This is a genomic window from Pseudomonas sp. B10(2017) (assembly GCF_002113295.1).
Taxonomy (GTDB): Bacteria; Pseudomonadota; Gammaproteobacteria; order Pseudomonadales; family Pseudomonadaceae; genus Aquipseudomonas; species Aquipseudomonas pudica.
This window is the reverse complement of sequence record NZ_NEJU01000014.1, coordinates 60,985-74,146: the sequence shown is the minus strand read 5'-3', so window position 1 is coordinate 74,146 and position 13,162 is coordinate 60,985. Positions and strand designations below refer to the sequence as shown.

Below are 13,162 nucleotides of genomic sequence, written 5' to 3'. Positions count from 1 at the left end.
TCCTGTACTGGCCCTATCGCCGGCAAGCCAGCTCCCACAGGTACGGTGCTGGACCTGAGGCCTGCTCAACCCCTGTGGGAGCCGGCTTGCCGGCGATAGGGCCAGTACAGGATTCAGTGGTTGTGCTTGCCACTCAATGCCGCATGGAAATTGGCACTCTGGCGCAGGTACTGTTCGGTGTAGCTATGGGTGGCGGATGCCTTGCCGCTGCTGTCGGCATGGGCATGCGTCGGCAATACGACCGAAGCGGAAATGGCGGATGCGGCAATGACCGGGAAGAGATTGAAGTTCATCTGGGCTGACCTCGACGGCGGTGGTTTGACGTTGGCCCGTTTGGGCCTTGGGTCAAACTTACGCCGCCGAAGCCGCAGGCAAAAATTCATTGCGGCAGTATCGATTATCACGCCGATCGATATCACTCGATGAACTTCAGGTCCGACGGCGCATCCTGCTTCAGTATCTGTACCGTCTCCAACAGGCGGCCGCTGCGCGGATCGCGGCGTATCACCACGATCTGGTTGCTCTTCTGGTTGGCCACCAGCAGGAAGTTGTCACTCGGGTCGAGGGCGAACTCGCGGGGGTGATCACCCTCCACCGAACGGCGCTGCAGGAATGCCAACTGGCCGTCCTGCTTGCCCACGCTGAACACCACGATCTCGTTGACCGTGCCACGGTTGCTCACATAAAGGAAGCGCCCGTCCGCCGACAGATGCAAGCCACCTGCCGCTTTAGCCGCAGCTTCCCTGCTCTCGGTCAGGGGCAGGCGCTGGCGCTCGACCAGGTTGCCCTCCTGCACATCGAACATCACCACTTCGGCAGTCATCTCCAGGGTCAGGTAGGCGTGCCGGCCCTTGGCGTCGAACAACAGGTGGCGCGGCCCGCTGCCCGGCGGCAGGTCCACCGACGCGGGGATCGCCGGCGTCAGCGGGTGGTCTGCGCTGGCACCGTCGTAGCGGTAGATGAACACCTTGTCGGCACCCAGGTCGCTGGCATACAGGTGGCGACCGTCCGGTGACAACACCAGCGAATGCACATGAGCGCCGACCTGGCGCTCGGGGTTGACCCCACTCGCCTTGTGCCGGGCCTGTTGCACCACTGGCTTGAGCTTGCCGTCCTTGGCCACCGGGATTACCACCAGGCTGCCGCCGGGGTCGGGCTGGACCGCGTAGTTGGCCACGAACAGGTAACGCTGGTCCTGGCTGAGGCTGGCGTGAGTCGGCTCGTCACCTTGGCTGGCCACCTGGTTGAGGGGCTTGATCTCGCCTTTTGCACTGACGCTGAAACTGCTGGCATGGCCGTTCGGGGTTTCATTGACTGCGAACAGCTGGCGTTGATCGGCCGACAGTACCAGCCAGGAAGGGCTGACACTCTTCACCACCTGCTGCGGCGCAGGGTCGATATGGCCGGTCTTTTCGTCAAACCGATAACGGTAGATGCCCTGGCTGGCGCCATCGGTGTAACTGCCCACCAACAAGGTGGCGGCGTGGGCGTGGAGGGTCATGCTCATCAGGCTAGCGGTCAGCAGGCTCGTCCAGATCCGATTCATCTTCATCATCATCCGGGGCACGAAAGGCACTCATACAGACTAGTCGATGCTCGCCGTTGGCATCGTCGAGTTGCCACTCGTCACCCACGGCGATGGCAGCAGTGATCTGCTCGGGGGTGAAGGACCAGCGGCGGAGCTGGCGGCCGTCCATGCATTCGATGGTGAGGCCGGATTCATCGGAGGTGAAGTCGAAAGCGTGCAGGCCGTCGATCAGGAGCATGTCACAGGACTGCAGGGCGGTGGCGAGGGGGGACATGGGGGTACCAATCTGAAATGAGCCGGCATTATAGCCCTGGGGCTGCCTTGCAGCCCATTCGCAGCACAAGGCTGCTCCTACAGAAGGTTCGCGGTCCCCTGTAGGAGCCCCCAACGATTCAATGAGCAAAAATGGAGCCCCCCTCCTTGCCCACCATCTTCTCGGGCTTGATCAGGAACCTTGCCAGCGCCGGCAACAGCCACAGCGCACCGAACATGTTCCACAGCAGCATGAAGGTCAGCATCAGCCCCATGTCCGCCTGGAACTTGATCGCCGAGAAGATCCAGGTGCACACGCCGATGGCCAGGCACAACCCGGTGAACAGCACCGCCTTGCCGGTCGAGCGCAAGGTCTCGTAATAAGCCTCCTGCAACGGCAACCCGGCGCGCAGGAAGCTTTCCAGCCGGCTGTAGATGTAGATGCCATAGTCCACGCCGATGCCCACACCCAGCGCCACCACCGGCAAGGTCGCCACCTTGACCCCGATGCCCATGTAGGCCATCAGCGCGTTGCCCAGCACCGAGGTCAGCACCAGCGGCAGGACAATGCACAGGGTGGCGGCAAACGAACGGAAGGTAATCAGGCACATCACCGCCACGCAGATGTACACCAGGATCAGGATGGTCAGCTCGGCCGACTTGATCACCTCGTTGGTCGCCGCCTCGATCCCGGCGTTGCCCGCCGCCAGCAGGAACTGCAGGCCTTCCTTGTTGTGGCTGTCGGCAAACGCCTTGGCCACGGCAGTGACCCGCTCCAGGGTTTCGGCCTTGTGGTCGTTGAGGAACACCAGCACCGGCGCCAGCGAGCAGTCGCCGTTGTACAGGCCATCGGCGCGGGCGATGGAGTTGTTGAGGATGTCAGGGTTGCGCGACAGCGTTTCCCATTTCAGGCTGCCCTCGTTCATGCCCTTGATCACCTGCTTGGACACGGTCACGAGGGAAATCGCCGACTGCACGCCTGGGGTGTTCTGCATGGTCCACATCAGCTCGTCGATCGGCGCCATGGTCGAGTGGATCGAGCAGCTTTCCGGCGGGGTCTTGACCATGATCACCAGCACATCGGAACTGGTCGAGTAGTTGCTGATGATGAAGTTGTTGTCCTGGTTGTAGCGCGAGTCGGGGCGCAGCTCCGGCGCGCCCTGGTCGAGGTCGCCGATCTTCAGGTTCTGGCTGTACCACAGGCCACCGGCGAAGGCGACCAGCGCCAAGGCCACCGATACTGGCGCCACCTTGGCACTGGCGAAGTTCGACAGCAGGCGCCAGAACGGGTGCTCGCGGGTGGCGTCCTGCTTGCTGCGCTCGACGGCCTTCCTGCTGATGCCGACATAGGAAATGGCTACCGGCAGCAGGATGAGGTTGGTGAACACGATCACCGCCACACCGATGGACGCACCGATGGCCAGTTCACGGATCACCCCGATGTCGATTATCAGCAAGGTGATGAAGCCCACGGCGTCGGCAAGGATGGCGATCATCCCCGGCAGGAACAGCTGGCGGAAGGTGCGCCGGGCGGCGGTCAGCGCGTTGTCGGCGTCACTCGACTGCAGGGCGATACCGTTGATCTTCTGCACCCCGTGGGAAATGCCGATGGCGAAGATCAGGAACGGCACCAGCATCGAGTACGGGTCCAGGCCAAAGCCCACCGCATGCATCAGCCCCAGCTGCCAGACCACCGCCACCAGGGTGGTGATGAGCACGGCGATGGTGCTGCGGATGCACCAGGTGAACCAGTACAACAGCACCCAGGTGATGGCCAGTGCGACGCCGAAGAACATCGCCACCATCACCAGGCCGTCGATCAGGTCGCCGACCTTCTTGGCGAAGCCGACGATGTGCACCTTCACGTTGGGGTTCTGCGCCTGGAACTTGTCACGAATCTTTTCTTCCAGCTGGTGCGAGAACTGCTGATAGTCCAGCTTCACCTGCCTGCCCGGGTCCTGCGGGTCTGGGTAGCTCTCCAGCAGCGGCACATCGACGATGCTGGACTTGAAGTTGTTGCCCACCAGGCGCCCCACCTGGCCCGACTTGAGCACGTTGTCGCGCAGGGTGTCGAGGCTGTCCTGCGAGCCGTTGTAGGTGTTGGGAATCACCTCGCCACCGGAGAAACCTTCCTCGGTGACCTCGCTCCAGCGCACGCTGGGGCTCCACAGCGACTTCAGCCCGGCACGGTCGACGCCAGGGATATAGAACACTTCGTCATGGATCTGCCGCAGGGTCTCCATGTAGTCCTTGTCGAAGATGTCGCCATTCACTGCCTCCACCGAAATGCGCACGGTGTTGCCGAGGTTGGCCAGGTCGTTGCGGTGCTCCATCATCTGCTCGATGAACGGGTGCTGCAGCGGGATCATCTTCTCGAAGCTGGTGGACGGGCGGATCTGCGTGGCCTGCCAGAACAGGAAGATGCTGACCAGCACGCACAGGGCGATGACCACCGGGCGGTTGTTGAAGATCAGGCGTTCGAGCAGCGTGGCCTTGTCCTGGTGATGCGGGTGCATGGTGATGCTCTCCCTGCTGGTCATGGACGCACCTCCTGGTCAGCACCCTGCGAGTCAGCCAGGTGCACGCCACCCTGCCCTACCAGCAGCAGGCCGCCATTGGCCAGGCCGCTGACGCCGGCCAGGGCAATGCGGTCGGCGCGGTTGTAGACATTGAAGGTCTGGCCATCATCGGTACTGCGCAGCACGCTGCCGCCATTGCCGACCAGCACCAGGCTACCGTCCTCGACAAGCGTAGCGCCTGCCAGGCCGAATTCGAGGGTGCCACGTGCGACCTTGAGCTCGATCGGCTGCCAGCTGTCACCAAAATCGGTGGAACGGAACAGGTTGCCGCGCAGGCCGTAGGCCAGCAGGGTGTGCGGCCGGGCAGTGCCGATCACGCCGAACAGCGAGCCCTCGTAAGGGCCCTGGACCTTGGCCCAGGTCTGGCCGTTGTCGGCGGAGCGGAACATGCCACCCTGCTCGCCGACGATGAACAGGCCTGCGTCGCGCACCTGGGCGATACCGTTCAGGTGCAGCTGGTCGGGGTTGTCCAGGCGCTCGGCCACGTCCTGCCAGTGCTGGCCACCGTCGGTGGTCTCCAGCAAGGCGCCGTAGGCACCTACGGCAAAGCCGTGCCGAGCATCGAGGAAGACGACATCGAGCAACGGTGCTTCGCGGGACAGGTCTTCGAATTGCTTGCTCCAGGTGGCACCACCATCGCTGCTGGCGAGCACCAGCGCATCGTGGCCGACGGCCCATCCGTGCTTGTCGTCGAGGAAAAACACCGCGGTGAGCAGTTGCCGGGTGGGCACCCGCGCCTGGGTCCAGGTTCTGCCCTGGTCGTCAGAGAACAGGATATGACCGCGATCGCCCACCACCACCAGGCGCTTGCCGGCATGGGTGGCGTCGATCAGCAGGCTTTGGCTGGCCTTGGCCGATTCGGTGGAATACTCGTCGGCGGCAGCGGCTTGCACGCTGTCAGCCCACACGCCAAGCCCCAGCGCCAGTACCGCGCCGGCTGCCAATGGCCAGGCAAAGCGCCTGTTCTGTTCCCTCATGACTGTCCCCTTTGTGTTTTTATTTGGCGGGTCAATGCACTGCACGTACTGCGAAAAGCCTGATCTAGAGGCCTGCAATAGCTTGAGGGGATCGTAGCGGGGATGTTTGCGGGAACACAACGAACGGGGTGTTATGTTTTGTTATCGGCCCAAAAAGCTTCGCGGGTAAACCCGCTCCCACAGGTCCTCCACCGCCCATGAAAGCAGTGCAGCACCTGTGGGAGCGGATTTACCCGCGAAGAGGTCGGCTCAGGCTACGGAAACCTCAAGCCAGGCTCTTGCTCACAACCTCGTACACATCACTGGACAGCTCACCAGAAGCCAGAATCCGCTCCAGCTCGCCCTTCATCAGGGCCTGACGCGCATCGTCATACTTGCGCCAGCGTGTCAGCGGCGCCAGTTGCCGCGAGGCGATCTGCGGGTTCAGCGCATTCAGCTCGATCACCAGGTCCGCCAGGAAGCGGTAGCCGGAGCCATCCGCCGCATGGAAGTTGACCAGGTTCTGCCCGGCAAAGGCGCCGATCAGCGCACGTACCTTGTTCGGGTTCTTCAGGGTGAACGCCGGATGCTGCATCAGCGCCTTGACCCGCGCCAACCCGCCCGGCAGCGCGCTGGCCGCCTGCACGCTGAACCATTGGTCCATGACCAGCGGGTTGTCCTTGAAGTGCTCGGCAAAGGCTTCCAGCGCCTTGGCCCGCTCGGCTTCGAACGGCGAGTTGACCAGCACTGCCAGCGCGGTCAGGCGCTCGGTCATGTTGTCGCAGTGCTCGAACTGCTCCAGGGTCGCTTCCAGCACCTGTGGCTTGCCACTCAGCATCAGGTAAGAGAGGGCGATGTTTTGCAGGCTGCGGCGGGCAAAGTGCTCGGCCGAGGCCACGTAGGCGGTGCTGCGCGACACTTCGCGGTTGGCCTTGTAGCGCGCCCACAGGGCGTCGAACAGCTGCTCGGCGATCTGCTGGCGGGCGAACTCGCGGGCGGCGTGGATGGCGTCCACGTCGGCCACCTGGCTGATCTCGGTGAGGTAGGCCTCACCCGGCAGCGAGAGCATTTCGGCAACCATGGCAGGGTCCAGCGACTCGTTGCCGAGCACGGTGCCAAGGGCGGTGATCAGGCGCTGATCGAGCGTGAGTGCTTCGCCACGCTGATGCTGGCCGATCAGCTCCTGCAACACCTGCACCGACAACTGCTGCCCCGCCTCCCAGCGGTTGAAACCGTCGCTGTCGTGCTGCATCAGGAACATCAGCTGGTCGCGGTCGTAGGGGAAGCTCAGCTTGACCGGTGCACTGAAACCGCGCAGCAGCGACGGCAGCGGCTTGGCCTGGATGCCCTGGAAGGTGAAGGTCTGCTCGGCCTCGGTCACCGACAGCACGCGGCTGGTGCCGTGCGCTGTCGCTTCGCCGGCCAGTTGCAGCGGCAGGTCGTTGCCTGCGGTATCCAGCAGGCCAAGTTCCACCGGGATCACGAACGGCAGTTTTTCGACCTTGTCCGGGGTCTGCGGGCAGCTCTGACGGAAGGTCAGGCTGTAGGTCTGCGCGGCCGCGTCATAGGCCTCGCTGACTTCCAGGCGTGGGGTGCCGGCCTGGTTGTACCAGCGCTTGAACTGGGTGAAGTCGACACCGTTGGCGTCTTCCATGGCCTTGATGAAATCGTCGGTGGTCACCGCCTGGCCATCGTGGCGTTCGAAGTACAGGTCGCTGCCCTTGCGGAAGCCGTCTGCGCCCAGCAGGGTACGAACCATGCGCACCACTTCGGCGCCTTTCTCGTACACGGTCAGGGTGTAGAAGTTGGAGATCTCGATGAAGCTGTCCGGGCGTACCGGGTGGGCCATGGGGCCAGCATCTTCGGCGAACTGGTGAGTACGCAGGTAGGCCACGTCTTCGATGCGTTTGACCGTGCGCGAGTTCATGTCGGCGCTGAACTCGGCATCGCGGAACACCGTGAAGCCTTCTTTCAGCGACAGCTGGAACCAGTCACGGCAAGTGACGCGGTTGCCCGACCAGTTGTGGAAATACTCGTGGGCAACCACACCTTCGACGCGCTGGTGGGCAGCATCGGTGGCCGTTTCAGCACGGGCCAGCACACAGCTGGAGTTGAAGATGTTCAGGCCCTTGTTTTCCATGGCGCCCATGTTGAAGTCGTTGACCGCGACGATCATGAAAATGTCCAGATCGTACTCGCGGCCATAGACTTCTTCGTCCCAACGCATGGACTTCTTCAGGCTGACCATGGCGTGGTCGCACTTGTCGATGTTCTCGGGCTCGACGTAGATGCGCAGGGTCACATCACGGCCGGACTGGCGGGTGAAGCTGTCCTCGACGCACCACAAATCACCGGCCACCAGGGCGAACAGGTAAGCCGGCTTCATGAACGGGTCTTCCCAGGTCGCCCAGTGGCGACCATCGTCTGCCGGCCCGCTACCGATCGGGTTGCCGTTCGACAACAATACCGGGTAGCGATGCTGTTCGGCGATGACCGTGGTGGTGAAGGTGCTCATCACGTCCGGGCGGTCGAGGTAGTAGGTGATCTTGCGGAAGCCTTCGGCCTCGCACTGGGTGCAGAACATCTTGCCCGACTTGTACAGGCCTTCCAGTGCGGTGTTGCTCTCGGGGTGGATCTTCACGCTGGTGTCGAGGGTGAAGCGCTCGGCCTTGGGCTGCACGGTCAGGCTGTCGGCATCGAGCTGGTAGTCGCCCGGCTGCAGCTCCTGGTCATCCAGCGAGGCGCGCAGCAGTTCCAGCTGCTGGCCATCGAGCTCCAATGGCGGCAGGCCGGCACCGCGTGCCGGGTTGCGGCGCATGACCAGTTGCGCGTGGACCAGGGTGTGGTCCTCGAACAGCTCGAAGGTCAGGTGCGTCTCGTCGATCAGGTACTCGGGCGCCTGGTAATCCTTGAGGTAGATCACTTGCGGTTGTTCGGTACGCATGTGCAGGTCCTTTTTACTGGAGCACGGCCAACTGGTAGGCCGTGTACTTGCGAATATTGATCACACCGGTGTCGAAGATCAGGTACTGGCCCTTGATGCCCAGCAGCGTGCCTTCCACTACCGGGTCCTTGTCGAGGTTGAAGCTGACAATCTTCGCCGGGTAGGCCTCGACCGGGTACTTCATCTGCACCACTTCGGCATCGGCCAGCGGCTGGATCGCCTGCAGGCCGAAGCGGCCCTGCAGCTCGCGCAGGCCATCTGCGCAGGCGTCGAAGACTTGCTCACGAATGGCGACCAGGTCGAGCTCCTCGGCATCGCCCTTGAGCAGGGTGCGCCAGTTGGTGCGGTCCGGCACCTGGCTGCGCAGCAGGTCTTCAACCAGGCCGGACTGCTGGCGGGTGGCAACGCGCATGATCGGCAGGGCCTGGCTGGCGCCCTGGTCGAGCCAGCGGGTGGGCAGCTGGGTGGCGCGGGTGATGCCGACCTTGATCCCCGACGAGTTGGCCAGGTAGACCACGTGATCGGTCATGCAGAACTGTTCGCCCCACGACGGCTCGCGGCAGGTGCCGGCGTCGTAGTGGCATTTTTCCGGAGCCATGATGCACACATCGCACTGGGCCAGCCTGGTCATGCACGGGTAGCAGTAACCCTGGCTGAAGCTGGTCTTGGTGCGCTTGCCACAATGGCTGCAGTGAATGGCGCCGAGGTATTCAAGGCGCAGGCGCTGGCCGATCAGCGGGTTCACCGGCACCTGCGTGTCATCCAGGCGGAAGCTGTACTGCACCACTGGTGCCTGCAGGCTTACCGCCATCTTGCTCAACGAGCCACGAGCGAGTTCGATCAATGTACCGAGTCCGACTTGAACAGAATGTTGGCGATCGGCGCGGACTTCGAGGCGCATTCCTGCGGGCCCATGTAGCCGGTACGCTGGTCTTCGGGGAGGTTTTTCATCTCCCATGCGATTACCGCCTGCAGCGACAGCTCTTTCTGCTCGGCAGTGAGCTTGCGGCCATCCGACCATTTGCCGATTTCCACGGCCAGTTTCAGGCTTTCGTAGATTTCCGGGGTAATGTTTTCGATCATTTGCGCGAAAGTGGACATAGAGTCTCCTGATTCAAGCCGACAGTTTACGCCGGGCCAGCGCCCCACCCAAGAGCCCGGTCAGGCATCCGATGAGCAGCCCGCCGACGTGGGCGGCATTGGCGATCTGGCCGAGGCCCAGGGTGTCGATAACGCCGCTCAGGCACACCACCAGCCAGATCAGCATCATCACCAGCACGCCCTTGGGCAGGTTGAAGTAACGGTCGGGTGCCAGCCATTGGCACAGCCAGATGTGCCCGAGCAGGCCGTACAGCACGCCGGACAGGCCGCCAAACAGGCTCGGCCCGCTGCTGAAGTGCTGGGCCAGGTTGGACACCAGGCTGAACAACAGGGTCAGGCCCAGCAGCGCCCACGGGCCCTGGCGCAATTCGATGCGTTTGCCCAGTTCCCAGTACCACAGGCTGTTCATGGCCAGGTGCAGCACGCCGAAATGCAGCAGCATGGGCGATACCAGGCGCCACCACTGGCCTTCGTCCAGGCTTTGCGCCAGTGGGCTGAAATACAGGTAGTCGCCCTGGACGCGGAAGTCGAGGAAGGTGAACCAGCTGATGGTGGTGAAGTTGTCGCCCAGGCCGGTAAGGCCGGCGACGATGAAGCACAGCAGCAGGGTGATAGTGGTGACTTTGCAGGCTTTGGCCTGTTCTGCCAGGGACGGTTGTGTGGGGCTATTCGCGGGTAAACCCGCTCCCACAGGGTCCTGAGCAAGTTCAAGGTCGGCGTTGCCGTCGGGGTAGCGCTGGTAGAGTTCGCGGACGTCTGCGGCCAGGGTGTCGGGGGCCCAGAGCACCTGGGCATCGCCTTCCTCGCTGACCCGGTGCGGCACCTGCAGGCGCTGCAGCAGGTGAACGAAGCCGCTGAGGTCGACCGACAGCGGCAGGCGCATCACTTCGATAATGTTCATTGGTTGGCCTGTGGGCGGTCCACATCGACCCAGACGAACTTGTGCGGGTCGATGCGGGTTTCATCATCCAGCCGGTAGGCGGCCAGCTTGCCGTAGAGCACGGCGCTGTAGTCCAGGCAGGCCAGGTTGGCGCGGATCGGCGCCGGGCGGCCGCTGCGCCAGTAATGGCCGACGAACAGCATGGGCTCGTCTTCGGCATAGCGCAGCAAGGCGTTCTTCTGGCTGTGACTGAGCGGGGTGCTGGCCACTTCCGCAGGCAGAGCGTCTGGCTGGAACACGATGTCGCCGTAGGTTTGCGGGTCCTCTTCCCAGAACTTGGTACGGAAGAAGGCACGGGTCAGACCATCGCCACCGGTGAGGGTCAGGCCGTCCGGCAGGCGCATGTCGGTACCGCGCAGCAGGCGGTTGCACACGGTGGCGGCAAAGCTGCCGCTCACCGCCGAAGCCTGGATGAAGTGCTCGTCGATACGACCGTCGGGGTACTGCTGGCGCAGCGGCTCGATCAGCCGCGGGTCCCAGCAGGCATGCACCAGGCGGAAACGCCCGGCGTCGACGAACAGCGGCAACTCGTAGAACCAGTTGACGAAGTCGTGCCAGTCAGCGGGGTGGTTGGCAAACTGGGTCAGGGTTTCGTCGATCAACCGGGCGTGGCGCGGCGTATGCTCGCGCACGAAGGCCTTGCCGCTGCCAGGCAGCGCCGGGGTAACCCAGCCCAGGGCATTGTACTCGTGGTTGCCCATGATGCAGAACGCCTGGCCGGCCTCGACCATGTCGTGGACGATGTGCAACGCCTCGCGAATGCGTGGCCCGCGGTCGACGATGTCGCCAAGGAACAGCGCCTGGCGCCGCGGGTGGCACCACACGCCGGCCACACGCTTGTAACCAAGGGCGTCGAGCAGGCGTTCAAGGGTCAGCGCACAACCGTGCACGTCACCGATGATGTCGAAACTACGCGCCGGATCGAGCATCAGTCGTCCCTGCTTCCCAGGCGGCTGCCCCAGCCGAGCTTGGTGCGGCAGACCTCGTAGTAGTTGTGGTCCAGCGGGTGGATCAGGCGCAGCTTCTGCGGTTTCTTGCTCACCGTGATGGTGTCACCGGGGGCGCAGGTGAAGTGGTTCTGGCCGTCACAGGATACTTGCGGGTAGATCTGCAGGTCCTTGGACACCACGATCTTCAGCTCGCTGTTGCCGTCGACCACGATCGGCCGGCCCGACAGGGTATGCGGGTACATTGGCACGATGACGATGGCGTCGAGCTTGGGGTGCATGATCGGGCCGCCGGCCGACAGGGCATAGGCTGTGGAGCCGGTGGGGGTGGCGACGATCAGGCCGTCGGCCTTCTGGCTGCAGACGAACTGGCCGTCGATGTAGATCTCGAACTCGATCATGCGCGTGGACTTGCCCGGGTGCAGCACCACGTCGTTCAGTGCATCACCCTGGCCGATGGCTTCGTTGTGGCGGCGTACCTCGGCCTGCAGCAGGAAGCGGTTTTCCACCAGGTAGTGGCCGTCGAGCACTTCGGCGACCTTCTCTTCCAGCTCGTCGGGGCGGATGTCGGTGAGGAAGCCCAGGTTGCCACGGTTGATGCCCAGCACCGGAATGTTGTGCCGGGCCAGGGCGCGGGCGGCGCCCAGCAGGCTGCCGTCGCCGCCGACCACGATGACCAGGTCGCAGACCTCGCCCAGCAGCTTGCGGGTAGAGGTTTGCAGGCCATGGCCAGGCAGCACTTCGGCAATGGTGTCCTCGAGGATCACGTGCAGGTGGCGCTCGAGGAGGAATTTTTTCAGTCGGCGAATGGTGTCGAGCACCTGGGAGCTGCCAAGGCGGCCGATGATACCGATATTGCGAAATTGCTCCATGGGGCTCCTGCGAGGCTCTGCGGCGGGTGACTATGCCGCGATTATGGGCGAAACCACCGGGTAGCGGCAAACCGGCTATGCTCGCAGGATGATGCCATTCGCCCTGCTCCACGACCTGCCCCGGCAGCTACACCGCCCCCACGTGCGCGACCTGGCCTGGGCCCTGCTGTCGCCCCCGTTGCTCAGCGCCCCGCCCTGCCCCCAGCGCCACCCGCTGGCGGGCAGCCTGTGGGCGGACCAGCCACAGCGCCTGGCGGACTGGCTGCGGGCGCTGGATGACGACGACCGCCCACTGCATGACTGGCTGGCGCAACTGGGCAGCCGGCGCCTGGGGCACTACTACGAACGGCTGTGGCAATTTGCCCTGGGCCAGGCGCCGGGCATCGAACTGCTGGCGGCCAACCTGGCGATTCGCGACGGCGGACGCACCCTGGGCGAGCTGGATGTGGTGCTGCGCGACCGCGACGGCGTGCACCACCTGGAACTTGCCATCAAGCTCTACCTGGGCCCGGAGCATTCCGGGCACGACCCCGCCGCCTGGCTGGGGCCGGGCTGCCATGACCGACTGGGAAGCAAACTGGCGCACCTGGCGCGGCACCAGTTGCCCATGTCGGCCGGGGCGCACAGCCGCGAGGTGCTGGCCCGGCTGGGGGTGGAGCAGCTGCAGGCGCATGTGTGGCTGGGTGGCTTTCTGTTCTACCCGTGGCCTGGGCATGCGCAGCCACCACAGGGCGCCAACCCGCAGCATTTGCACGGGCGCTGGCTGCGGCGGCGGGACTGGGTCATGGGCGAAGGTGAACGATGGCAGCCGCTGCAACGGCATGCCTGGCTGGCGCCGGCGCGGGTCGAGGCGCATGAGTGCTGGGCGGTGGAGCAGTTTGCGGCATGGCTGCATGTGCTGGAGCGGCAGGCTCCGGCGCAGTTGCTGGTGAGGTTGGAGCAAGAAGCAGATGGCGCCTGGCAGGAGGCTGAACGGGTGTTTCTAGTGGCTGACAGTTGGCCATTTCCCCCCGAGGCATGATGTCAGCTGTTCCGGCCTCTTC

12 protein-coding genes are annotated in these 13,162 nt (G+C 63.9%); 1 reads left to right on the top strand and 11 read right to left on the bottom strand.

All coding sequences use genetic code 11. The features are described from left to right. Window positions 1-113 precede the first annotated feature (113 nt). From CAF92_RS17575 to CAF92_RS17525, 11 genes are all read right to left on the bottom strand, one after another. The gene (locus CAF92_RS17575) at window positions 114-293 is read right to left on the bottom strand and encodes a hypothetical protein (protein ID WP_025338263.1); all 180 of its coding nucleotides are present in this window, start codon (window positions 291-293) and stop codon (window positions 114-116) included. Between the two features lie 122 nt (window positions 294-415). Then, a complete protein-coding gene (locus tag CAF92_RS17570) occupies window positions 416-1,546 on the bottom strand; it encodes a lactonase family protein (RefSeq protein WP_256573763.1) in 1,131 nt (376 codons plus the stop codon). Next, entirely contained in the window at window positions 1,512-1,802 is a 291-nt protein-coding gene (locus CAF92_RS17565) for a DUF5629 family protein (RefSeq protein ID WP_025338261.1), read from the bottom strand. Before CAF92_RS17565 ends, CAF92_RS17570 begins: the two co-directional genes overlap by 35 nt. Window positions 1,803-1,920: 118 nt before the next feature. Beyond that, entirely contained in the window at window positions 1,921-4,296 is a 2,376-nt protein-coding gene (locus CAF92_RS17560; protein ID WP_085601525.1) for an RND family transporter, read from the bottom strand. A 20-nt stretch (window positions 4,297-4,316) separates the two neighbouring features. After that, window positions 4,317-5,336, bottom strand: coding sequence for a YCF48-related protein (locus tag CAF92_RS17555; protein WP_085601488.1), 1,020 nt, complete (start codon window positions 5,334-5,336; stop codon window positions 4,317-4,319). A gap of 265 nt (window positions 5,337-5,601) precedes the next feature. Further along, window positions 5,602-8,259, bottom strand: a complete 2,658-nt coding sequence (pepN, locus tag CAF92_RS17550; protein ID WP_085601487.1) for an aminopeptidase N — start codon at window positions 8,257-8,259, stop codon at window positions 5,602-5,604. Window positions 8,260-8,272: 13 nt separating this feature from the next. After that, window positions 8,273-9,103: a DUF2797 domain-containing protein gene (locus CAF92_RS17545; protein ID WP_046617080.1), complete on the bottom strand. Its 831-nt coding sequence runs from the start codon at window positions 9,101-9,103 to the stop codon at window positions 8,273-8,275. Then, window positions 9,100-9,360: a YeaC family protein gene (locus CAF92_RS17540; RefSeq protein ID WP_003260154.1), complete on the bottom strand. Its 261-nt coding sequence runs from the start codon at window positions 9,358-9,360 to the stop codon at window positions 9,100-9,102. The genes CAF92_RS17545 and CAF92_RS17540 overlap by 4 nt, the downstream gene beginning before the upstream one ends. Before the next feature lie 13 nt (window positions 9,361-9,373). Continuing rightward, window positions 9,374-10,261, bottom strand: coding sequence for a rhomboid family intramembrane serine protease (locus CAF92_RS17535; RefSeq protein WP_085601486.1), 888 nt, complete (start codon window positions 10,259-10,261; stop codon window positions 9,374-9,376). Next, window positions 10,258-11,229: a metallophosphoesterase gene (locus tag CAF92_RS17530; protein WP_046617078.1), complete on the bottom strand. Its 972-nt coding sequence runs from the start codon at window positions 11,227-11,229 to the stop codon at window positions 10,258-10,260. The genes CAF92_RS17535 and CAF92_RS17530 overlap by 4 nt, the downstream gene beginning before the upstream one ends. After that, a complete protein-coding gene (locus CAF92_RS17525) occupies window positions 11,229-12,119 on the bottom strand; it encodes an NAD(+) kinase (RefSeq protein ID WP_025338255.1) in 891 nt (296 codons plus the stop codon). The genes CAF92_RS17530 and CAF92_RS17525 overlap by 1 nt, the downstream gene beginning before the upstream one ends. Window positions 12,120-12,207: 88 nt before the next feature. Here CAF92_RS17525 and CAF92_RS17520 point away from each other — a divergent pair, with 88 nt between their 5' ends. Beyond that, window positions 12,208-13,140, top strand: a complete 933-nt coding sequence (locus tag CAF92_RS17520) for a DUF1853 family protein (protein ID WP_085601485.1) — start codon at window positions 12,208-12,210, stop codon at window positions 13,138-13,140. The last annotated feature ends 22 nt before the right edge of the window (window positions 13,141-13,162 follow it).